This window comes from Jeotgalibaca caeni, assembly GCF_028863945.1.
Lineage (GTDB): Bacteria > Bacillota > Bacilli > Lactobacillales > Aerococcaceae > Jeotgalibaca > Jeotgalibaca caeni.
In genome coordinates this window covers 43724-66240 of sequence record NZ_JARBEA010000005.1, presented here as the reverse complement: position 1 = coordinate 66240, position 22517 = coordinate 43724, and the positions used below count along the sequence as shown (strand labels likewise).

Sequence of the window (22517 nt, the reverse complement as noted above, 5' to 3'; positions counted from 1 at the left end):
ATAGTAAAAGGAACAATTGTAAAACAAGATGCTTTCAATAACTTTCAATTTCTAACAAATGTTCACATTTCAGTCAAAAATAAACAAAAATTACATAAAATGTCGTCAAAAAGTTAAACCATTGTTTAGCTGTTCGGATAATTTAGGGCACGTTCAATTTTTTGTGCGGTATGTCTGTGATTAATTTGATGGCTTTCTAGGAATTGTTCAAATAGAAGAGCACCTGTTTCTAATTCCTCTGCTTCGAATTCTAGTTCGTAATCTTTTTGGTCTTGATAATAACTTTCATCTAAGAAAAAGACACCGCCTTCTACTGGAACTTCATAGCGAATCGTAGATAACTGACCAATTTGTTCCAGGTCAGCCACCTCAATTTCTGAATTACGCAGCAGAGCAGCTACATAACCATCTGTCTTCAGCTTCCCATTATCTGCTAATGTGGTTGCTTCTTCTAAGCTTAATTCATCGGTCGTTTCAAGTTTTTCATTTTTGCTGATTGGAGATTTTAAGGTTTGTTCCCCTTTGTCGTCATAGAGGCGGATCCGCAACCCCATATGGAGCGCACGCAACGCACCATCCTTTGAATCATAGTAAAAATTGGTTTGATGGAGTGGTTCGACTTCCAATAAGTTGAAGTCAACCAGTAATCGTTCAAACTCTTCTTTCGTTAATAAGTTTTTGAATTCCTTTTCTACTTGTTGGCTCATGCAATCGCATCCTTCCTTCATATAATGTATCATATCAGCTTTTGTCAAAATTCACCAAAAATATTGTTTCTGATTCAAAATAGTAGCAAGTAGGATGTTTCGATAACCTCCTTCTTTGTGCTAAAATAATGATGTACTGAAAATCATAAAGAACGGGTGTTGAGTATGGAAAATCAATTCGTTACCGATTGGCATGCTTTTTTAGCACCATATGAACAAGCGGTAGAAGAGTTAAAAGTAAAACTAAAAGGCATTAGACGAGAATACCGCGATAGTCATTCTCATGCCCCCATCGAATTTATTACGGGACGAGTAAAAACCAAAGAAAGTATTTTAGAAAAAGCGGAAATCCGTAACATCGCCCTAGACCGGCTAGAAGAAGACGTTCAAGATATTGCTGGTATCCGCATCATGTGCCAATTTGTAGAAGATATTTATGAAGTAGTAGAACTGCTGCGTGCGCGTAATGACTTCACGATTATTATTGAACGGGATTATATCACGCATAAAAAAGAGAGCGGCTATCGCTCGTACCATTTAGTGATTGAATACCCGGTCCAACGGGCAAGAGAAGAAAAAGTAATTCTTTGTGAGATCCAAATCCGGACCTTAGCAATGAATTTTTGGTCAACGATTGACCATACCCTCAATTATAAATATAGCGGTGAATATCCAGAAGAGTTGCACAACCGTTTGATTCGGGCAGCAGAAGCCGCGTTTCAATTGGATCAAGAGATGTCCGCAATTCGGGAAGAAATAAAAGAAGCGCAATTGTACTTTGCGGAAAAAAAGAAAAACACAAATTAGGAGTGCTCATATGAGGATTGCATTGGTCAATAACAACAGGCAGGAGTCCGTGAAGTTAGCCGAGCGGTTTTTAAGAAAAATCGCAGATAGCGACTTGGTACTGGATAATGAGCATCCAAACTTGATTGTAACGATTGGCGGTGACGGTACGTTACTTTCTGCCTTTCACAAGTACAGTCATCTGTTGGACCACGTTCGCTTCGTAGGAATCCATACCGGTCATTTAGGCTTCTATACAGACTGGCGTGATTATGAACTGGATGACTTGGTCGAGAGCTTGAAGCATGACAAAGGAGAAAGTGTTAGCTATCCTTTACTAGACTTAGAAGTGAAGTACCGAGACGAAGATGAGAGCATCAGCTACCGTGCTCTGAACGAAGCGGTTCTCAAAAAGGTAGACGGAACGATGGTCTGCGATATTTATGTGAAAGAGGAGCTGTTTGAAACATTCCGTGGTGATGGGATTTGTGTAGCCACGCCAACCGGTTCGACCGGTATCAGCAAATCGCTCGGAGGAGCGGTCATTCACCCCCGAACGGAAGCCATCCAATTGACGGAACTCGCTTCCGTTAACAACCGCGTTTATCGGACCTTAAGCTCGCCGATGGTGATTGCAAAAGACGAGTGGATTGTAGTGAAGCCGATCAACGAAAAAGGCCTGATTCTCTCGATTGATAACTTAACTTTTGCAGAACGAGAAGTAGAACAACTAACGTACCAAATTGCCAAGGAGCGAGTGCATTTTGCCCGCTACCGACACACACACTTTTGGAGCCGAGTAGAGAATTCTTTTATCGGTGTCTTAAACAAAGAAAATCAAATTGTAGATGAACGAGCACGTTGGGAGAGAGGGGAATAATCGATGACGAAACCAAAATTATTAACCAATCAAAATTGGAAAGAGCACCAATTCAAACAAATCGAAGCCTTGTTGCCAAATTATGAGGTTTACACCGATGCAGATCAAGCATCCAACTGGGAAGAAACCGAAGTGGTAATCCATTGGACCCCGAAAATGACCGAACTATTTGAAGCTGGGAAATTGCCTAACTTAAAATGGGTACAAGTCATCTCGGCCGGTGTAAATTCTGTTCCTTTAGAAGCGTTCGCCGAAAAGGGAATCCATTTGACGAATGCTTCCGGTATTCATCAATATACGATTAGCGAATTCGTAATTGGAGCATTGCTGTTTTATACACGCAGATTCCAAACCTTGCAAAGAAATCAGCAGAAGCAAGTATGGGATGAAAAAACACCTATTCAAGAGATTCAAGAACTCAGAGGCAAGACAATGATGATTTATGGGATTGGGAATATTGGGCGCAGAATCGCAACCATCGCCTCTGCGTTTGAGATGAAAACGATTGGCGTCAATCGCAGTGGAAGAGACGTTCCTGAGGTGGACCAAGTCGTTACCCAAGACCATGCAGATGATTTAATTGGAGAAGCAGATGTTATTGTAACGATTCTGCCGGGAACAGAAGAAACAGATTCTTACTTCGACCAAGAACGGATGCGGAGAATGAAAAAAGGCGTCCTGTTTGTTAATGTAGGACGCGGGAATTCCGTTGATAGCCGTGCATTAATTGAAGCGTTAGACGATGACACGATTGCTTATGCGGCCTTGGATGTATTCGAAAATGAACCGCTTGAAGCAGACAGTCCGCTTTGGCAACATGAGAAAGTTTTTATTTCCCCACATATATCAGGAACGTTGGAACATTTCCGAGATTCGTTGTTCCCGGTGGTAGAAGAAAATCTTCTCGCCTATGCTGAGAATGGAAAACCTTCTGAAAACGTGATAGACTACGATAAAAATTATTAATCATGAATAAGACCCGAATACTAGGACAAAATGATGCATAAAAGCATCATAAGAAGCCTCGCATATCGGGTTTGTGTTTTGGCAATAGGTATGATTTGAAGGAGTTTTTTGATTGATTTACGAATGGCAGTACGATGGGGAACAAGAAATTCTGTTGCGTACCTTTTTACGTAACCAAGGTTTTTCCAAACGATTATTAGCAGAAGTTAAGTTTCATGGAGGCCAAATGTGGCTCAACGGAGAAGAGCAGACCGTACGTGCTTGGGTCAAGAAGGGCGATTTTATTAAGGTACTGGTACCAGATGAAGGAGAGCACGAGACGACGGTACCTTCTGACGTGCCGATTACGATTCTCTATGAAGATGACCATTTCCTCATTGTGAACAAGCCGGCAGGAGTAGCGTCTATCCCGTCCAGGCAGCAGCCGAACTTATCCATGGCCAACCGTGTGAAAGGCTACTACCAGCGTCAAGGCTACAAAGATCAAGTAATCCATATTGTCACACGATTGGACCGAGACACGACCGGCAATATGTTGTTTGCCAAAAACGCGTACACTCATGCTTTGATGGATCAGCAATTACGAGCTAAAACCGTCGAGAAGATTTACTATGCCATTTTGGCAGAAACCAATGCCTTGCCGGAGACGCATGGATTGATTGATGCGCCGATTGGCAGAACGGATGACTCGATTATCAACCGTATGGTGCGAGAAGACGGCAAGCCTGCTTTAACCGAGTATTGGATTGAAGAGCAGTATCCGGAAGGGGATTTAATACGCTTGAAGTTGCATACAGGCCGAACCCATCAAATCCGCGTTCACTTAACTCACGCCGGATCGCCACTTTTAGGGGATGACTTATATGGCGGCAGACTGGATCCATTGATCGATCGACAGGCCTTACACTGTAAGGAGCTGTCCTTTTTACATCCATTTACGAAAGAAGTCCTGAAAATTGAGTCGGAGCTACCACCCGATTTTCAAGATTGGATTAGTGAGCAAAAGAAAGGGGGAAGATAAAATGTTGGACACACAATATGAATTCGAAATTGTGCGGGAAACGGAACGAATCGAACGCATTCTTCAAGAAGAGGATATGGCTCGTTTCCGAGAACATTTTCTTTCCTATCCGCTCTATGACCAAGCGCAGATTTACCGCAGCTTGAGTCCAGAAGCGCGACAAGTGATGTATCAATACCTTTCTCCAAAAGAAATGTCAGACATGTTTGAAATTTTGGAAGAAGATGTTGAATCCATCGAAGAATTTATTCTAGAAATGAACAAGCAGTATGCAGCAGACATGTTAGCGAGCATGTATACGGATAATGCGGTTGACATGCTGCAACAATTGGAACCAGAGAGCATTCCGCGTTATTTACGTCTCATGAATCCAGAGCAGGCTGCCAGCATTCGAGAAATCATTAATTATGAGGACGAGACTGCTGGAGCCATCATGACTACCGAGTTTATTGCGATTCGGGCGAATCAAACCGTACGATCCGCGATGGCATTGTTGAAGAGCAAGGCTCCAGAAGCAGAAACCATCTACTATATTTATGTAGTCGGGCTTCAAGGGGAATTGTTGGGGGTTGTGTCCTTACGTGACTTAATTGTTTCGCCGGAAAATCATATGATTTTCGATATTATGAATGACCGGATAGTCACAGTAAATGTGGACGAAGATCAAGAAGACGTTGCCAGAACGGCGCGGGATTACGACTTCCTTGCGCTGCCAGTTGTGGATGACCAAAATGTGTTGTTGGGAATCATCACCGTAGACGATATTTTAGACGTTATGCATGAAGAAGCAACAAGCGACTACTCCGGTTTGGCGGCGGTTGACGTTGAAGAATCAACCGTTAATCCGTTTCGATCAGCGGCCAAACGGCTTCCTTGGCTCATCACGCTGTTAATTCTTGGAATTGGAACGTCTACTTTAATCAGCAACTATGAAGGTTTGATTGCTGATGCTGCAATTCTGTCGGTTTTTGTTACCTTGATTACCGGAACAGCGGGTAATGCCGGCACGCAGTCCTTGGCGGTTGCAGTCCGTAAAATCGGCTCGCCTGACTCAGAGCAAAGAGGCTGGGGAGCGATGATTCTCCAAGAACTGTTAACGGGACTGATTTCTGGTGTGGTAACAGGAGCAACCATTACAGTGGTAGTGGGGATTTGGCAGAGCAATTGGATTTTGAGCAGCATCATTGGCTTCTCCATGTTAATGGCGATTACGGTAGCGAATTTAGCAGGTAGTTTGATTCCGATGCTAATGGATCGATTAGGATTTGACCCAGCAGTTGCGAGCGGTCCATTCATCTCGACGTTCAGTGATTTGACTAGTGTGCTGATTTATTTTAATATAGCTAAGAACTTTCTAGATGTAATAGTGAAGTAGAACGGGATGTCTCAATGTTCTGACAGTTTATAAATTTTTAAGACATTGAGGCATTTTAGTTGCTTTATTTTCTAGAAAGAGTATATTTAATTCGGCAGATATTTAAGCAGATGTTTGTGCAAAAATTAATATGTCCAAAGTTGCTGAGAAATTTAATGTAGGTAATTTTGTTAAAATAATAACAACGGTAAGGCAGGAGGATTTTAATAATGAAAATCGTAGTAGTAGGATGTACGCATGCAGGAACCTCTGCAGTGAAGACGATTTTATCAGAAAACCCAGGTGCGGAAGTTACAGTATACGAACGTAATGACAATGTTTCTTTCCTATCATGTGGGATTGCATTATATGTAGGAGGGGTTGTGAAAGATCCAGCAGGACTATTTTACTCCAACCCAGAAGAACTAAAATCATTTGGCGCAAATGTGCACATGGAACACAACGTAACGAACATTGATTTAGATGGCAAAAAACTAACCGTTGAAAACATGAAGTCTGGAGAAACTTTTGAAGATTCTTATGACAAATTAGTATTGACGACTGGTTCATGGCCAATTATTCCTCCAATCGAAGGAATTAACAGCAAAAACGTTGTTCTATGTAAAAACTACAACCAAGCGCAAGAAATTATTGCTCGTAAAACAGACAAGAAAAAAATTACAGTTGTCGGCGGTGGCTACATCGGAATCGAATTAGTAGAAGCTTTTGCTAATGACGATAAAGAAGTAACCTTGGTTGATGGATTAGACCGTATCTTGAACAAATACTTGGATCCAGAATTTACTGACGTATTGGAAGGCGAATTGAAAAACCAAGGCGTTAACATTCGTTTGAACGAAATGGTAAAAGGCTTTGTTGATAACGAAGCTGGAGACCGTACAACCGTTGTAACAAGCGGCGGTGAATATGAGTCTGAAATGGTTATCCTATGTGTAGGATTCCGTCCAAGCACAGAATTAGTAAAAGGCAAACTAGACATGATGCCAAATGGCGCATTGATTGTTGATGAATACATGCGCACAAGCAATCCTGATGTATTTGCTGCAGGAGACAGCTGTGCAGTTCACTACAATCCAAATGGTGGACAAGCATACATTCCATTAGCAACAAATGCAGTTCGTATGGGATTGTTGGTTGGTAAGAACATCTTTGAACCAAAAGTTAAATACCGTGGTACGCAATCTACATCTGGTTTGCACCTATTCGGTTACAACATCGGTTCAACAGGGGTAACGGATTCAAGTGCGGGTGCATTTGGCTTGGAAACTCGCTCTGTATTGTTCGAAGACTACTACCGTCCAGAATTCATGCCAACAAACGAAAAAATCTTGATGAAACTTGTATACGAAAAAGACACATTGCGTATCGTAGGTGGACAAGTAATGTCTAAGTATGACGTTACACAATCTGCTAATACACTTTCATTGGCAATTCAAGGTAAGATGACAATCGAGGACTTGGCATTGGTAGACTTCTTCTTCCAACCACACTTCGACCGTCCATGGAACTACTTGAACTTGCTTGCTCAAAAAGCAATGGAACAAGAGCACATGATTAGTAAAGTTGACGTAGAAAGCTTCCAAGACGCAAACTAATTTTTGAAAAGAGAGATCGGGAGACTGGGAGAAATCCCCGTCTCTTTTCTCTATTATTCGGTTAAATAGACCCTCTATTTGAAAAACACTTGTCTTTTTAGGCGGTACAAGCGATAATATTTTTAACAAAGCCTAAAAAAATGATGTAATAAAAAGGAGAACACAGATTTATGAACGCAGACCCCGATAGTCAGACGCTGATTTGGCAACTGTTATTGATAGTGGTTTTAACCATGTTGAATGCTTTTTTTGCTGCCTCAGAGATAGCTTTCGTGTCATTGAATAAAAACAAGGTCGCGAATCAAGCGATAAAAGGTAGCGTAAAAGCACGAAAAATATTAGCTTTATTGGACAACTCAGATGATTTCCTCGCAACGATTCAAGTAACCATTACCTTTGCTGGATTTCTTTCTAGTGCATCAGCAGCCAATACCTTTGCTAGCAAGTTGGAGCCTTTATTAAGTGAGATTCCAGGAGCGGAACAAGTTTCTATTTTAGTTGTGACGTTACTGTTGTCTTATGTATCATTAGTGTTTGGTGAATTATTCCCTAAACAAGTTGCCTTACAGCGCCCTGAACAAATCGCCTATGCTGGCGCAGGGTTCATTACCAACGTGCAAAAGGTTTTCAAACCATTTGTTCGTTTGCTTTCTTTCTCTACACGCATATTGGAAAAACTCACACCGATTAAATTCAGTGACGATCAAGACCGTTATAGTCGTGAAGAAGTACGAGAACTTCTGGAGCGCAGTTCTTTAGAAGGAACGATTGAGGCGACAGAGTTTCGCATGCTAAAAGGTGTCCTGGCAATGGATAACAAGATGGCGCGTGAGATTATGGTGCCCCGTACAGAAACATTCATGCTCGATATTCAAGACGATAGTTTAGAAAACATTCAAGCAGCCTTGAATTCTCCGTACACTCGAATTCCGGTTTATGATGATGACAAAGACGATGTCATCGGTGTCTTACATTTGAAGAACCTCCTAAAGGAATCTCGGAAGAAGCCAATTGACCAAATTGACTTACGAGAAACTCTAAACGAGCCTCTCTATGTGCCGGAGACGATTTTGACGGACGAGTTGATGGCGGTTCTAAAAAGAAGTCACAACCAGCTGGCCTTGCTACATGATGAGTATGGTGGGATGGTAGGAATTGTAACATTGGAAGATATTTTAGAAGAAATTGTTGGCGATATCGAAGATGAGTATGATGAATCGTATGTGTTAATCGAGAAGAAACGCGACAATTATTATGAAGTAGATGGCGGCACACCGCTGTACCGTTTCAATGACTTCTTTGGTACCAACTTTGAGTCTTCTCTAGTAGACACCATTGCTGGTTACTTGTTAACAGAGCTGGGTGATTTTCCAGAAGAAGATGAAGCGCAAGGAATCGAAGAAGAAGGAATGCGCATTTCCATTTTAGAAATCGAGAGCAATCGAATTGCAAAAGTAAGCGTAGAATACGTAAACGGACAACGAAAACCACAGCAAGAACGTTTGATTGTGGAAGAAATACCGAAACAAGTTCATAAAGACGAAATCAAAACTCCGATCCATCCTTCGTGATGATCGGAGTTTTTCTAGTCCGATACTTGTTCAGGAAGGGACTTTCCGCTATAATAACAAAGGCAACTTTAGCGAAATAGTTTTCATAAATGAAACGACATAATCACAAACAATTGAAAAGCAATAGAGAGGAATAGACATGAAAGAGACACTAGCAACGAAAGTAAGCAAACGTAAAACATTTGCCATCATCTCTCACCCGGATGCTGGGAAAACGACGATTACCGAACAGCTCTTGCTATTAGGCGGTGCGATTCGCCAAGCAGGAACGGTAAAAGGGAAAAAATCAGGAAAATTTGCAAAATCTGACTGGATGGAAATTGAAAAGCAACGGGGAATATCGGTAACGAGTTCCGTTATGCAAGTCGATTATGCTGGACACCAAATTAACATCGTAGATACACCAGGGCATGAGGATTTCTCTGAGGATACCTATCGGACGTTAATGGCGGTAGACAGTGCCGTCATGGTTATTGATAGCGCCAAAGGGATTGAGCCGCAAACCAAGAAACTATTTAAGGTATGTCGGATGAGAGGGATTCCTATTTTTACCTTCATCAACAAGATGGACCGGGACGGACAAGAGCCGATGGACTTGATTGCTGAATTGGAAGAAGTATTGGAAATCGATGCGTACCCAATGAACTGGCCAATGGGAATGGGTAAAACATTCCAAGGAATTTATGATATTTACAACAACCGAGTAGAATTGATGCACCCGGAACAAAATGGCGACAATGACTTCTTGCCGCTTAATGAAGAGGGAGAAATCGTTGGGGACTTCCCGATTACTACTTCCAGCATCTACACCCAAGCGATGGAAGATGTCCTGTTACTGAAAGAAGCAGGAAACCCATTCTCCGAAGAAGCGATTGCGGAAGGTGAATTAACGCCTGTATTCTTTGGCTCAGCGTTAACCGGCTTTGGTGTACATACCTTTTTGGATGCGTATGTTGACTTTGCTCCAAGCCCAGGTCCAAATAAAACAGAAGAGGGCGAAACGATTCTGCCTTCAAAAGAAGAGCTAACTGGATTTATTTTTAAAATTCAAGCAAACATGAATCCTGCTCACCGAGATCGGATTGCTTTCTTGCGCATCTGTTCAGGTGAATTCAAACCAGGCATGGATGTAACCATCAGCCGAACCAAGAAAAAGATGAAACTAGGTCATACTACGCAGTTCATGGCAGATTCTCGAGAATCTGTTGAATCCGCTGTGGCGGGTGATATTATTGGGCTGTATGATACTGGAAACTTGCAAATTGGCGATACGCTATTTGAAGGAAAAGATGCGGTGCAATTCGAAGCATTGCCGCAGTTTACGCCTGAATTATTCATGAAGGTAACTCCTAAAAACGTAATGAAACAAAAATCCTTTTACAAAGGTATCCAACAATTGGTGCAAGAAGGAGCGATTCAATTCTATAAAACCTACCACACCGAAGAATTCATCTTGGGTGCAGTGGGCCAATTGCAATTTGAAGTGTTCCAATATCGTCTGCTGAATGAATACAATTCAGAAGTAGAGATGACACCAATGGGAACGAAAATCGCCCGTTGGATTGAGCCAGATGACTTAAATCCAAACATGTCTTCCAGCCGGAATCTGCTCTGTAGAGACCGCTTCGACCAACCGGTATTCCTATTCGAAAACCAATTCGCTATGCGCTGGTTTGAGGATAAATATCCAGATGTGAAGTTGACTGCACTGCTATAATCAAAAGAGTAGGACAAAAGGCGTTGGGACCCGAAACTTCTAACGCATACTATATCTGTAAGCAGCTAAAGCTGCAACAATCATGACAAAGTGACGTCGGGTCTGCCTTTTGGAGCACGTTTAAGAGGCAGATATTCGTATACAAGAAAGAGGCTGAGACTTTTGTCTCAACCTCTTTTTCGTTTTAACCAAAACTAAATTGGCTGTTTTTTAATATACGACAACTCGACAAAGTTGTGTCCAGGCATCACTTCAACATCATCCATGGTTAATTCCATTAATTTATTGAGTACGAAAGTAATTTCATTTTGCTTTACGCGACGATTTCGATTCAACATGATGATGTCTTCGTGAGTCGGGGCAACAGTATAGATAACAGTTGTTTGTCCTAACGAAAATACTTTTACCATATAGGCATCTGTATTGGATAATTGCTCGCGGACAAGGTCTGAATGGCTGTTCGTTACATCGATCAATTTCATAATATGCCCCCTGACTTTGTTCACATTCTAAATTTATTATAAACCTTTTATGAGAATTAGCCAAGAAAAGAAGTTGGAAAAAAAGAATCAGTAAAAAACGTGCAAGTGAGGGTTTTTTTAGAGCCTCACTTGCACGCGCACAGATTTTATTAATTTTCTTGATCCAAAACGACGTCTTCCTGGTTGTGTTCTTTAATCACGATTTCGTTGTCTTCATCGGTATCGAAGGCAATTTCATTAACGTGTGGATTGTCCAAATAGAAGTCGGCAACGCGGTCTTCAATGTGCTCTTGAATGATGCGACGAAGAGGTCTTGCTCCCATTGCTGGATTGTAACCAACGTCGATCAATTTTTGTTTAGCCGAATCGCTGACGGTGATGCTGATTTCTTTTTTCTTCAGAACTTCATTCACATCATCCAACATCAAGGAAAGGATATTGGACAAGTTTTCTTTAGAAAGGGAATTGAATTCAACAATCGCGTCAAAACGGTTCAAGAATTCTGGTTTGAAGTAATCACTTAGCTTATCTAAGATAGACTTGGTTGTGCCAGAAAGGGCAGCGCCAAAACCAACGTTTGCTTCTTGCACGCCTGTACCTGCGTTACTGGTCATGATAATCAGTGTGTCCTTGAAGCTGATGACACGGCCTTGTGAATCGGTGAGACGTCCATCTTCCAGAATTTGCAAGAAGAGGTGCATCACGTCTGGATGAGCTTTTTCAACTTCATCCAGCAATACGATGCTATATGGGTTTCTTCTGACGCGCTCTGTTAATTGACCTGCTTCTTCGTACCCAACATAGCCTGGAGGGGAACCGATGAGTTTGGAAACGGAGTGTTTTTCCATATATTCACTCATGTCTAAGCGAATGATGGCATCTTCCGTGCCAAACATTTCAATTGCAAGCTGTTTCGCCAATTCCGTTTTCCCGACACCTGTTGGACCGATGAAGAGGAAGGAACCAATTGGACGGTTTTTCCGGCTAAAACCAACTCGGTTACGACGAATAGCTTTGGCAACTTTATCGACGGCCTCATCTTGACCAATCACATGTGCTTTTAGATCACTATCTAAGTTCCGCAGCTGTTCTTGTTCTTTTTCAACCAAATCACCGACCGGGATATTCGTTTTGATTTCAATAATTGTTTGAATATCTTGTTCGGTAACCATAATGTCTTGATCAGCTGCTTGTGGGTTGTTTTTTAAGTTTTCCAAATTCTTAATCTGATCGCGGTAATAAGCGGCTTTCTCGTAATCTTCTGCGTTCAAGGCAGCTTGTTTTTCTTGTTCAGCAGTAGCCAAACGGTCGTCGATTTCTTTTGGATCAATCATTTTTAATACTAAGTTTTTCTTCGAGCCTGACTCGTCCAATAAGTCAATCGCCTTGTCTGGCAAGAAACGATCCTGGATATAGCGGTGCGACAATTTCACGGCCGCTTCAAGCGCCTTGTCGGAATATTTCACTTTATGATAGTCTTCGTACTTCGGCCGCAGCCCTTGAAGGATGATCAATGTTTGTTCCGGCGTAGGTTCACTTACACGAACCGGTTGGAAACGACGTTCTAAGGCTGGATCTTTTTCAATCTTGCGGTACTCGTTCAAAGTAGTTGCACCGATTAATTGCAATTCTCCACGAGCAAGGGCAGGCTTCAGAATGTTTCCTGCATCCATGCTTCCTTCCGCGCTACCGGCGCCCACAATTTCATGAATCTCATCAATAAAGAGAATGATATTTTTGTCTGCACGAACTTCATTAATCAATTGTTGCATGCGTTCTTCAAATTGTCCGCGAATTCCGGTTCCTTGTACTAAAGAAACCACGTCCAAACGAATCACTTCTTTGTCCAAGAGTTTTTGTGGAACTTCTCCATCTACAATTTTCTGAGCCAAACCTTCTACGACTGCTGTTTTACCAACACCCGCTTCCCCAGTTAGAACAGGGTTGTTTTTCGTCCGGCGGTTTAGAATTTCAATTAAGCGGGTGATTTCGCTATCGCGTCCAATGACTGGGTCAACCGTACCTTGACGCGCAAGTTCCGTTAAATTAACACCATATTCACCTAGCAATCCATCTCTATTTCCGCCATTACCGGCAGCAGCTCGCTGAGGATTTTTATCGGGCATTTCTTGTCTTTGTTGTTGAGGGATTTGTCTGAAGAACTGTTCCAGATCACTAAAACCAAACGGATCAGTTCCGCCCGGCATTCCACCAAAAATTCCTCGATTGCGGGATTGTCCTTGGGATGCCTTCCATTGTTGGTAACAGTTTTGACAGAGATCAATTTTCTGCGTTTGACCATTCAAGCTGGCATACATATGAATGGACGCTTCATTTTTGCCACAGTTTATACATTTCATAAGTTGTCCATCCTTTCTTTTTTATCGTTGAGTACTGATTCAAAACAAAACAAAGCCATTCGTTTTTTGATGAATCCTGACTTTGTACTCCTATTATACATTGACCAATTTTGACTTTCAAGTAATTTGTTTGAACTTTTTTATTCCGATTTTGTTCTAGAAAAGAGTAACTTATTGATTCAGGTTGAAAAGAGTTGTTCTTATCAAGAAAAAATGGTAATCTTAGGATATGTAAGGGTTATATTTTTGTTGTTTTGCTATCTTTTTTTGCTTCGAATTACTATAATAGGTAATGGAGTAGAAATATTCTGAAGCAAACGAAAATAGTTGAATAAATTCATAATAAAGGGGACCGGCGTAATGGAGAAAAAAGATTTTCATATCATTGCTGAAACAGGTATTCACGCAAGACCTGCAACTTTGCTTGTTCAAACTGCAAGCAAATTCAATTCTGACATCAACCTCGAATACAAAGGGAAGTCTGTAAACTTGAAATCCATCATGGGTGTTATGTCACTTGGTGTTGGACAAGGCGCAGATGTTACCATCACAATTGATGGACCAGATGAACAAGAAGCGATGGAAGGCATCGTGGAGACTTTGAAAAAAGAAGGGTTAGCAGAATGACTAAAAACCGTTTAATGGGAATTGCTGCTAGCGATGGAATCGCGATTGGCAGAGCCTATCTATTAACGGAACCGGATTTAACCTTCGAAAAAAGAATAGTTGAAGATCCAGAGGGCGAGATTACTCGCTTTCTGGATTCTTTTGAGAAAGCCAAAAAAGAAGTGCAAGCAATCCGGGACCATGTTGCCAAGGCAGTTGGAGAAGAAGAAGCGCAAGTATTTGACGCACATGTCATGGTTCTTTCAGATCCCGAATTAATGAATAGCATTAAAGATAACATTCAGACAAATCGTGTGAATGCAGAACAAGCTGTACACGATGTAACGACGATGTTTATTCAAATGTTCGAAGCAATGGAAGACAATCCATACATGCAAGAACGTGCAGCAGATATCCGCGACGTTAGCGAACGTGTAATGAGCCACTTGTTGGGAGTAAAAATTCCAACTCCTTCTACGATTAAGGAAGAAGTGGTCATCGTAGCTCGTGACTTAACACCAAGTGATACCGCTCAATTGAATCGTCAGTATGTAAAAGGGTTCGTTACCGATATCGGTGGACGTACTTCCCACTCCGCGATTATGGCTCGTTCACTAGAAATTCCTGCAGTAGTAGGAACGCAAAGTGTAACGACTCAAGTTACGGATGGAGACATGGTCATCATTGATGGGTTAGATGGAAACATCATCATCAATCCTGACGGCGAAACATTGGCAAAATACCAAGAAAAAGCCACCGTTTATGAAGCACAAAAAACGGAATGGGCAAAACTTAAGAATGCCGCTACTGTAACAAAAGACGGAAAACACGTTGAATTAGGTGCCAACATTGGTACACCAAAAGATTTAACGGGTGTTCTGGCAAACGGAGCGGAAGCAATCGGTCTTTACCGTACGGAATTCCTATACATGGATTCGGACACGTTCCCAAGTGAAGAAGAACAATTCGAAGCTTATAAAACGGTCCTTCAAGAAATGGACGGAAAACCAGTTGTTGTTCGTACCATGGACATCGGCGGAGACAAAGAACTTCCTTACCTAGAATTGCCAGAAGAAATGAATCCGTTCTTAGGTTACCGGGCGATTCGTATTTGTTTGGCGGAACCTGAAATGTTCCGTACGCAATTACGGGCTCTATTGCGCGCTTCCGTTTACGGAACGTTGCGTATTATGTTCCCGATGATTGCTACGTTGAACGAATTCAGAGCAGCGAAGCAACTATTAGAAGAAGAAAAAGCGAAGTTGATTGAAGAAGGCGTTGAAGTTTCGAATGATATCCAAGTAGGAATCATGATTGAAATTCCAGCAGCAGCAGTCTTGGCTCACCAATTCGCTAAAGAAGTCGACTTCTTTAGTGTAGGTACGAACGACTTGATTCAATATACGATGGCTGCAGACCGGATGAGTCAACAAGTGTCTTACTTGTACCAACCATATAACCCATCCATTCTAACTCTACTGAAGCATGTTATTGATTCAGCACATGCACAAGGTAAATGGGTTGGTATGTGTGGCGAAATGGCTGGAGATCAAATGGCTGTTCCACTTCTATTAGGTTTAGGCCTAGATGAATTCTCCATGAGTGCTTCCAGCATTCTTCAAACCAGAAGCTTGCTTGCTAAGTTGGACACGAATGAAATGAAAGAATTAGCAGACAAAGCAATCAACGAATGTACGACGGTTGAAGAAGTAATGGAACTCGTTACCACATTCAAAGAAACTTTAGAAAATTAATTATTCAGGCGAAGCAGGAATTCATTCTTGCTTCGTCCTTTTTGATACAAATTTCCATCTCATTGCTATATAATTATGAAAACAACCTTTCAAATAGGACTAAAGCCTAATGACAAATGAAAATTTCTTAATTATACTAAAGTCAATAAATGAAGTTTAAAAGGATTGTAAGTGAGGTGAGACGATGAGAGTAGGAATGTTTACAGATTCATATTTCCCCCAAATCAGCGGGGTGGCAACTTCCATTAAAGTATTAAAAGAAGAACTAGAGGCTCAAGGACATGATGTAATCATCTTTACAACAACGGACCCAAATGCCAAAGAGGACGAAGAAAATGTAGTCCGCTTAAAAAGTATTCCATTCTTCTCTTTCAAAGATCGTAGAATTGCGATAAAAGGATTCGCCAATGCATTAAAAGAAGCCAAGAAATACCATGTCGATATTATCCATACCCACACAGAATTCAGTTTAGGCTTGACGGGAAGATTTATTGGCTACAAGCTTGATATTCCAACGATTCATACTTATCACACCATGTATGAAAAATACTTGCACTACATCGCAAAAGGAAGAGTGTTGCGACCACGTAACGTGGCTACTGTGTCACGAGTGTTTTGTAATCGGATGAGCGGGATTGTCGTTCCGAGCCAACTGATGAAAGAAATGTTGGCTTCTTATCAAGTCTATAAGGAGATTCGTGTGATTCCGACGGGTGTTCCTATTCCAGAACCAGTAGCAGGGATTCGGGAAAAGATTCGCTCCGAAATGGGACTGGACGATGAAGACCAGGTTCTTCTTTCTCTATCTCGCCTTGCTTTTGAGAAAAATTTACATAAGATTATCGAAGCTTTCCCAACCGTTTTAGCAAAGCATCCCCGAGCAAAATTAGTATTTGTAGGAGACGGACCAGCTCGTTCATTCTTAGAAGAAATGGTGGAAGACTTGAAGGTATCTCATGCAGTGTCCTTTGTTGGAGAGGTTGACCATCAAGAGGTTCATCATTACTACCAAATGGCAGATGTGTACGTCAATGCTTCAGAGAGCGAAACGCAAGGGCTAACGTATCTGGAAAGTGTGGCAAACGGCTGCCCCGTTGTAGCAAAACGCAATGATTATTTAGAAGAAATTATCAAAAACCCAATGCTTGGCTTGTTGTTCCAAGATGATGCATCCATGGGAGAAGCAATTGTTCATATGTTGGAGCACTTGAATGCTCCACCTCAAGAAAAATGGCTAGAAGAAAAAGAAACGTTGCTAAAGGAAATTTCCGCCAAACAATTCGGCCAAAAAATGATCCGCTATTATAAAAGTGTAATTGAAAACTACTATCTTGAAAACAAACAAGAGAATATTCGACCATTTCGAAGTGTTATCAAAATCAAAATGAAATCAAATCGTTAACTTCTAATAGGACAACCTTCCAGCAAGCAGTGGAACGTTTGTCCTATTTTTTTGCTGCATGTTATACTGAATTCGTAAAATGAGGAGGATGAAACATGACGAAAAAAATAGGATTTATCGGAACGGGTGTCATGGGTGCTTCCATGGTGCGCCATCTGTTGGCAGCTGAATATGAAGTCCACGTATATAATCGAACCAAAAGGAAAGCAGATGCGCTGCTAGAAGAAGGAGCCACGTGGCAATCCAGTCCCGCGCTAGTGACGAAAAACAGCGACGTAATCATTACCATTGTAGGTTATCCAGAAGATGTAGAGCAAATTTATCTAGGGGAAGAAGGAATTATTGCTTCAGCAAAATCTGGGGACGTAGTGATTGATATGACGACCAGCACCCCTAGTTTGGCTAAGGAAATTTATCATGCAGCCAAAGAAAAAGGTGTGGCGGCGCTCGATGCACCAGTTTCTGGTGGGGATAAAGGAGCGAAAGCCGGTACCTTGAGTACAATGGTAGGTGGAGATGAGGAGGCGTTCCAGAAGGTCTTGCCGATTTTCGAAACGCTCTCCAATAAAGTGCTCCTGCAAGGGCCAGCCGGAAGCGGTCAGCATACGAAGATGGCGAACCAAATCATGATTGCCGGAACGATGACCGGGATGACCGAATTGTTGGTGTATGCCAAAGAGGCTGGGCTGGACATGAACCGGGTCATTGATCAAGTAGGTTCTGGTGCTGCCGGAAACTGGTCGCTGTCGAATTATTCTCCTCGCATTCTGCAAGGCGATTTTTCGCCAGGTTTTTTCGTGAAGCATTTCGTGAAAGATTTGAAAATAGCCTTAGATGAAGCTGAAAAAATGGGGATCAACTTGCCTGGAACCCAGTTAGCGAAAGAGCTGTATGATAAGTTAATGGAAAAGAACGGCGAAAATGATGGGACACAAGCGCTTATTAAGCTGTGGTGGAATAAATAAACATCCCCCTCTGTTCGCGTATTATTTCAAAAAATATGAGGAAATGGATGCGATAGGGGAGAAATAATGCTAGAATAGATAAGAAGTCAGTCTGAAAGGGGAAAAATTATGAAACCTTCACAACTATCTGCCATTATTCGCCGACTCGAAGTGATGATGGAAGACAACGGAGAAATCGAAGTTCGCCGATTTGAAAAAGAAGGCGCTGAACGATGCGTTGTAAAATATAACCGCGAAACGGAAATGTTTGAATTAGAAGAGCACGCAACAACTCAAACCTACCAATTTGATGACCTTGATTTAGTGGCCATTGAAATTTTTGAATTACTACAAGACTAATAAATGTTGGAAGAGGCTGAAAAGTTCAGCCTCTTTTTTATATTCCCTATCGAAAAAGACCGCGTTCTTGAGTATACTGAATAGAAGTACAAGCAGGGAGGACGATACAGTGGAAATAAAAATCGGTTTATTAGGTTTCGGAACGGTAGGCGTTGGTGTATACGAGTTGCTGCAAAAGAATGCAGCCAAGATTACCCAGCTTAGCGGCACGACCATTACGGTTGAAAAAATTCTGGTTCATAATAAAGAGAAACACCAAGCAGCGATTGAATCAGGGTTGCCAATAACCGATCAGTTTGCTGACATCCTTCATGATGATTCGATTCAGCTTGTTGTTGAAGTGATGGGTAGTAAGGATGTCGCCAAAGACTACCTCACTCGCTCTTTAGAAGCTGGAAAAAATGTCATTACAGCCAATAAAGATGTGCTGGCTCTTCATTTAGAAGAGTTAACCAACCTAGCACGCAAGAAAAAACGGGACTTCCTTTTTGAAGCCAGTGTAGCAGGAGGAATCCCTGTTATACGAGCCCTGACAGACAGTTACGTCGGCGACCAGATTACAGAGGTCCTCGGCATTGTCAATGGAACGACAAATTTCATGTTAACGCGAATGGACGAAGAAAAAGAATCGTATGAAGACGCATTGTCTCTGGCGCAGGAGTTAGGTTACGCAGAGAGTGACCCAAGCGGGGACGTCGAAGGCTATGACGCAGCTCGGAAGATGGTCGTCTTAACCAAACTTGCCTTTGGACATACCGTTGACCTAGCTGATTTGGAAATAAGAGGAATCAGCATGCTCGACTCTCTAGACTTTAGCGTTGCAGCAGAACAAGGTTATACAATTAAGCTGGTTGGCCGGGCAAAGGTAAAAGGAGCAAACGTGGTAGTAGAAGTTGCACCGATGTTTGTGGCGTTGTCTCATCCGTTTACTACGGTCAAGAACGAGTTTAACGGTGTCTGCATCATTGGGGAAGCCGTTGGAGAGACGATGTTTTATGGCTCTGGAGCAGGCCGGATGACAACCGCTAATAGCGTTGTTTCTGATATTGTAACCATTGCAAAAAATATCCGTACCAATCATACGGGAAACCAGCAACTATATACGTCTCATTCTTACCAAACGGGGAACCCGCTTGAAGAGGAATGTGATGCGGTGATTCGTGTCCGTGGAACGAAAATGGAAATAGAAACGTTTGTTAATTCTCTAAGTAAAAAAGGGGAAGCAGCGATTGTCTGGACAGAAGAAACTGGCCTCTCTTACATCAAAGCGGTAGGTGTGAAGCCGAGTGATTTCAGCCTTCCGGGTTCTCTGGAAATAGAAGCTGTATTCAAAACCATTCAGTAAAGGAATGATTTCATGACTCTCATTAAAGTTCCCGCAACGTCTGCTAATCTAGGGCCTGGATTCGATTCGTTGGGGATTGCGATTTCCGTTTATTTGGAACTAGAAATCTTAGAACCTGCCGCACGGTGGTCAGTGGAGCATACGCTGGGATCAAGCATTCCAATGGATGAGAAGAATATGATCATCCAAACAGCTCTCTCTATCGCACCAGAATTGCAACCGCATCGCCTGAAAATGAAATCGGCGATTCCTCCTGCTCGAGGGTTAGGAAGCAGTTCAGCTGCGATTGTGGCAGGGATTGAGCTGGCGAACCAACTGGCTGACTTGCACTTGACAAATGATGATAAAATTCAAATTGGTTCGCGACTGGAGGGACACCCTGATAATATTATGCCGGCAGTGGTCGGTGGGTGTACGGTTGGGACCATGTTGGATCAACAGGTGTACTGGTCAAGCATACCATTCCCCCAAGTTTCACTTGTTGTGACCGTTCCGGATCGGGAGCTGTTGACCGCAGAGAGCCGTTCGGTCTTGCCAAGTGCGCTGTCCTTAGCAGAAGCAACAAAAGGCAGCAGTGTGGCAAATTTGCTCATTGCGGCACTTCATCAAGGAGACGTTTCATTAATGGGGGAAATGATGGAACAAGACGTCTTTCACGAACCGTATCGTTCTACATTGGTTCCAGAGCTAAAAGTAGTTCGTTCACTTGGCCGTGAACTCGGTGCATATGGCACGTATTTAAGTGGAGCTGGAAGCACCATTATGACGATTACTTCAGACGATGTGAAAGAGCAGTTGGTTACCCAACTATCTGAAAAAATCCCTACTGCTCAAGTATTTCTAGCAGTAATGGAAAGAGAAGGCGTTCGCGTGCTTTAGTAGCAGGATGATACGCTCTTTCCTTGGTATTTTATTGTTATTTCTCTATAATTGAGATACAATATGCTGTTCCTATTTACACGACTACTTAAGTACAAGGAGTATCTATGTTAGAAAAATTCAAACCCGTATGGATGGTAGAAAGTATTTACCAAATATCCGCTGAACAATTACGCAAACACAACATTCGTTCTGTATTTGCCGATCTTGATAACACATTAATCGCATGGAACAACCCCAATGGCACCAAAGAACTTTTGGCTTGGATTGAAGAAATGAAAGAAAATAACATTCCCGTTACCATTATTTCTAATAATAGTGGAGATCGTGTGGAGAAAGTAGCCGAAGTATTGAATTTGCATTATGTTCCTCGAGCACTCAAGCCTTCTCGTCGAGCTTTCAGGAAAGCAGCTGAACAGACGGGAATTCCATTGGAAGATAGCGTAATGGTTGGCGACCAATTGTTGACAGATGTGTTTGGTGCGAACCGAGCAGGTCTTCGCAGCATCTTGGTCATTCCCATTCTCAATTCCGATGCTTGGAACACAAAGTTGAACCGGTTCATCGAACGGTTTATCATGAAAAAGTTACTGAAAGATGATCCAAATATGAGATGGAGGAAACAACTTGGATAGGAAAGAAACAATAGAAACAGAAGAGCTCTATTGCATTGGCTGTGGAGCGAAGATTCAAACAGAAGAAAAAGGGATTAGAGGGTACACTCCAACAAGTGCCTTGGAAAAAGGTCTAGAAACAGGAGAATTGTACTGCCAACGCTGCTTCCGTTTGCGTCACTATAATCAATTGGAAAAAGTTTCTGCAACCGATGATGAGTTTTTGGCTATGCTAGACCGAATTGGCTCAGAAGATGCCTTGGTTGTTTATGTGGTTGATATTTTTGACGTCTACGGCAGCATGATTCCAGGACTTCACCGTTTTGTCGGCTCGAATCCAGTTTTGATGGTTGGAAATAAAGTGGATGTATTACCGAAGTCTACGAAGCATGCACGAGTGAAACACTGGTTGATGCAACAAGCTTATGCGGCAGGATTGCGTCCGGTTGATGCGATGCTTGTCAGCGGCAAGAAAGCTACCTATATCGATGACCTGTTGGCGTTGATTGAAGAGCACCGTGATGGCAAGGATGTGTATGTGGTTGGGGTGACGAACGTCGGAAAATCAACCATCATGAACCAAATTATTAAGGCAGCTACTGGCAACAAGGAAGATGTGATTACAACTTCTCGCTTCCCTGGAACAACGTTGGATCAGATCCGGATTCCGCTTGACGATGGCTCCTTCTTGATTGATACACCAGGAATTATCCACCATCATCAAATGGCACATGTGTTGTCTGCAAAAGACTTGAATCTTGTTTCTCCAGAAAAGGAAATCAAACCCGTGACCTATCAGCTGAACCCTGAACAAGTTCTCTTCATGGGGGCAGTTGCCCGTTTCGATTACCTGTCTGGCGAGCGTTCTTCTTTTACGTGCTACTTTGCCAATGAATTAAGCATTCACCGTACGAAGTTGGAAAAAGCGGATGAGTTTTATGCGAAGCACAGAGGTACCTTATTGCAACCGCCAAACGAAACCGATATTGAAAAATTCCCAATGTTAGTAAGAAAAGAATTCAACGTTAAAGAACCTTCTGACATTGTCTTTTCTGGACTTGGATGGGTTGCTGTCCATAGCCCTGGGAAAGTAGCAGCATGGGTGCCAGCTGGCGTTGACACCGTTATTCGACCAAAAATAATTTAAGAAAAA

Annotated in this window: 20 protein-coding genes; 17 read left to right on the top strand and 3 right to left on the bottom strand. The window is 42.2% G+C overall.

The annotated features are described in order from the left end of the window. Nucleotides 1-125: 125 nt before the first annotated feature. On the bottom strand, nucleotides 126-707 hold the full coding sequence (locus PVE40_RS01955; protein WP_274730185.1) for a CYTH domain-containing protein: 582 nt from the start codon (nucleotides 705-707) through the stop codon (nucleotides 126-128). A gap of 165 nt (nucleotides 708-872) precedes the next feature. On the opposite strand from PVE40_RS01955, the gene yjbM reads away from it, so the two are divergent. The 8 genes from yjbM (at nucleotide 873) to PVE40_RS01915 (ending at nucleotide 10618) form a co-directional block, all read left to right on the top strand. Then, a complete protein-coding gene (gene yjbM / locus PVE40_RS01950; protein WP_274730184.1) occupies nucleotides 873-1514 on the top strand; it encodes a GTP diphosphokinase in 642 nt (213 codons plus the stop codon). A gap of 10 nt (nucleotides 1515-1524) precedes the next feature. Next, the gene (locus tag PVE40_RS01945) at nucleotides 1525-2373 is read left to right on the top strand and encodes an NAD kinase (RefSeq protein WP_274730183.1); all 849 of its coding nucleotides are present in this window, start codon (nucleotides 1525-1527) and stop codon (nucleotides 2371-2373) included. A 3-nt stretch (nucleotides 2374-2376) separates the two neighbouring features. After that, nucleotides 2377-3339: an NAD(P)-dependent oxidoreductase gene (locus tag PVE40_RS01940; RefSeq protein ID WP_274730182.1), complete on the top strand. Its 963-nt coding sequence runs from the start codon at nucleotides 2377-2379 to the stop codon at nucleotides 3337-3339. A 112-nt stretch (nucleotides 3340-3451) separates the two neighbouring features. Further along, entirely contained in the window at nucleotides 3452-4360 is a 909-nt protein-coding gene (locus PVE40_RS01935; RefSeq protein ID WP_274730181.1) for an RluA family pseudouridine synthase, read from the top strand. A 1-nt stretch (nucleotide 4361) separates the two neighbouring features. Next, entirely contained in the window at nucleotides 4362-5735 is a 1374-nt protein-coding gene (gene mgtE, locus PVE40_RS01930) for a magnesium transporter (protein ID WP_274730180.1), read from the top strand. A gap of 209 nt (nucleotides 5736-5944) precedes the next feature. After that, entirely contained in the window at nucleotides 5945-7330 is a 1386-nt protein-coding gene (locus tag PVE40_RS01925) for an FAD-dependent oxidoreductase (RefSeq protein ID WP_274730179.1), read from the top strand. A gap of 170 nt (nucleotides 7331-7500) precedes the next feature. Next, nucleotides 7501-8901, top strand: a complete 1401-nt coding sequence (locus PVE40_RS01920; protein WP_274730178.1) for a hemolysin family protein — start codon at nucleotides 7501-7503, stop codon at nucleotides 8899-8901. Between the two features lie 139 nt (nucleotides 8902-9040). Continuing rightward, on the top strand, nucleotides 9041-10618 hold the full coding sequence (locus PVE40_RS01915; RefSeq protein WP_274730177.1) for a peptide chain release factor 3: 1578 nt from the start codon (nucleotides 9041-9043) through the stop codon (nucleotides 10616-10618). Nucleotides 10619-10812: 194 nt separating this feature from the next. Here PVE40_RS01915 and PVE40_RS01910 read toward each other — a convergent pair whose 3' ends face one another. Together PVE40_RS01910 and PVE40_RS01905 are read right to left on the bottom strand one after the other, a co-directional pair. Beyond that, complete coding sequence (locus PVE40_RS01910) at nucleotides 10813-11100, bottom strand: DUF1827 family protein (RefSeq protein WP_274730176.1); 288 nt, start codon at nucleotides 11098-11100, stop codon at nucleotides 10813-10815. Nucleotides 11101-11249: 149 nt separating this feature from the next. Next, nucleotides 11250-13460, bottom strand: coding sequence for an ATP-dependent Clp protease ATP-binding subunit (locus PVE40_RS01905; protein WP_274730175.1), 2211 nt, complete (start codon nucleotides 13458-13460; stop codon nucleotides 11250-11252). A 360-nt stretch (nucleotides 13461-13820) separates the two neighbouring features. On the opposite strand from PVE40_RS01905, the gene PVE40_RS01900 reads away from it, so the two are divergent. The 9 genes from PVE40_RS01900 (at nucleotide 13821) to yqeH (ending at nucleotide 22511) form a co-directional block, all read left to right on the top strand. Further along, on the top strand, nucleotides 13821-14087 hold the full coding sequence (locus PVE40_RS01900) for a phosphocarrier protein HPr (protein WP_274730174.1): 267 nt from the start codon (nucleotides 13821-13823) through the stop codon (nucleotides 14085-14087). After that, the gene (gene ptsP / locus PVE40_RS01895; protein ID WP_274730173.1) at nucleotides 14084-15820 is read left to right on the top strand and encodes a phosphoenolpyruvate--protein phosphotransferase; all 1737 of its coding nucleotides are present in this window, start codon (nucleotides 14084-14086) and stop codon (nucleotides 15818-15820) included. Before PVE40_RS01900 ends, ptsP begins: the two co-directional genes overlap by 4 nt. A 184-nt stretch (nucleotides 15821-16004) precedes the next feature. Next, on the top strand, nucleotides 16005-17222 hold the full coding sequence (locus PVE40_RS01890) for a glycosyltransferase family 4 protein (RefSeq protein WP_274730172.1): 1218 nt from the start codon (nucleotides 16005-16007) through the stop codon (nucleotides 17220-17222). A gap of 95 nt (nucleotides 17223-17317) precedes the next feature. Beyond that, the gene (locus PVE40_RS01885) at nucleotides 17318-18187 is read left to right on the top strand and encodes an NAD(P)-dependent oxidoreductase (RefSeq protein ID WP_274730171.1); all 870 of its coding nucleotides are present in this window, start codon (nucleotides 17318-17320) and stop codon (nucleotides 18185-18187) included. Between the two features lie 108 nt (nucleotides 18188-18295). Continuing rightward, nucleotides 18296-18526: a YkuJ family protein gene (locus PVE40_RS01880; protein WP_274730170.1), complete on the top strand. Its 231-nt coding sequence runs from the start codon at nucleotides 18296-18298 to the stop codon at nucleotides 18524-18526. A 109-nt stretch (nucleotides 18527-18635) separates the two neighbouring features. Continuing rightward, the gene (locus PVE40_RS01875; RefSeq protein WP_274730169.1) at nucleotides 18636-19871 is read left to right on the top strand and encodes a homoserine dehydrogenase; all 1236 of its coding nucleotides are present in this window, start codon (nucleotides 18636-18638) and stop codon (nucleotides 19869-19871) included. A 12-nt stretch (nucleotides 19872-19883) separates the two neighbouring features. Continuing rightward, nucleotides 19884-20750, top strand: coding sequence for a homoserine kinase (gene thrB / locus PVE40_RS01870; protein ID WP_274730168.1), 867 nt, complete (start codon nucleotides 19884-19886; stop codon nucleotides 20748-20750). A 107-nt stretch (nucleotides 20751-20857) separates the two neighbouring features. Then, nucleotides 20858-21385, top strand: a complete 528-nt coding sequence (locus PVE40_RS01865; protein ID WP_274730167.1) for a YqeG family HAD IIIA-type phosphatase — start codon at nucleotides 20858-20860, stop codon at nucleotides 21383-21385. After that, nucleotides 21378-22511: a ribosome biogenesis GTPase YqeH gene (gene yqeH, locus PVE40_RS01860; protein ID WP_420828504.1), complete on the top strand. Its 1134-nt coding sequence runs from the start codon at nucleotides 21378-21380 to the stop codon at nucleotides 22509-22511. The genes PVE40_RS01865 and yqeH overlap by 8 nt, the downstream gene beginning before the upstream one ends. The last annotated feature ends 6 nt before the right edge of the window (nucleotides 22512-22517 follow it).

Bases quoted from the DNA above. Each gene is read 5' to 3' on its own strand.
- PVE40_RS01955 (WP_274730185.1), bottom strand. From the start codon at position 707: ATGAGCCAACAAGTAGAAAAGGAATTCAAAAACTTATTAACGAAAGAA.
- yjbM (WP_274730184.1), top strand. From the start codon at position 873: ATGGAAAATCAATTCGTTACCGATTGGCATGCTTTTTTAGCACCATAT.
- PVE40_RS01945 (WP_274730183.1), top strand. From the start codon at position 1,525: ATGAGGATTGCATTGGTCAATAACAACAGGCAGGAGTCCGTGAAGTTA.
- PVE40_RS01940 (WP_274730182.1), top strand. From the start codon at position 2,377: ATGACGAAACCAAAATTATTAACCAATCAAAATTGGAAAGAGCACCAA.
- mgtE (WP_274730180.1), top strand. From the start codon at position 4,362: ATGTTGGACACACAATATGAATTCGAAATTGTGCGGGAAACGGAACGA.
- PVE40_RS01925 (WP_274730179.1), top strand. From the start codon at position 5,945: ATGAAAATCGTAGTAGTAGGATGTACGCATGCAGGAACCTCTGCAGTG.
- PVE40_RS01920 (WP_274730178.1), top strand. From the start codon at position 7,501: ATGAACGCAGACCCCGATAGTCAGACGCTGATTTGGCAACTGTTATTG.
- PVE40_RS01915 (WP_274730177.1), top strand. From the start codon at position 9,041: ATGAAAGAGACACTAGCAACGAAAGTAAGCAAACGTAAAACATTTGCC.
- PVE40_RS01910 (WP_274730176.1), bottom strand. From the start codon at position 11,100: ATGAAATTGATCGATGTAACGAACAGCCATTCAGACCTTGTCCGCGAG.
- PVE40_RS01905 (WP_274730175.1), bottom strand. From the start codon at position 13,460: ATGAAATGTATAAACTGTGGCAAAAATGAAGCGTCCATTCATATGTAT.
- PVE40_RS01900 (WP_274730174.1), top strand. From the start codon at position 13,821: ATGGAGAAAAAAGATTTTCATATCATTGCTGAAACAGGTATTCACGCA.
- ptsP (WP_274730173.1), top strand. From the start codon at position 14,084: ATGACTAAAAACCGTTTAATGGGAATTGCTGCTAGCGATGGAATCGCG.
- PVE40_RS01890 (WP_274730172.1), top strand. From the start codon at position 16,005: ATGAGAGTAGGAATGTTTACAGATTCATATTTCCCCCAAATCAGCGGG.
- PVE40_RS01885 (WP_274730171.1), top strand. From the start codon at position 17,318: ATGACGAAAAAAATAGGATTTATCGGAACGGGTGTCATGGGTGCTTCC.
- PVE40_RS01880 (WP_274730170.1), top strand. From the start codon at position 18,296: ATGAAACCTTCACAACTATCTGCCATTATTCGCCGACTCGAAGTGATG.
- thrB (WP_274730168.1), top strand. From the start codon at position 19,884: ATGACTCTCATTAAAGTTCCCGCAACGTCTGCTAATCTAGGGCCTGGA.
- PVE40_RS01865 (WP_274730167.1), top strand. From the start codon at position 20,858: ATGTTAGAAAAATTCAAACCCGTATGGATGGTAGAAAGTATTTACCAA.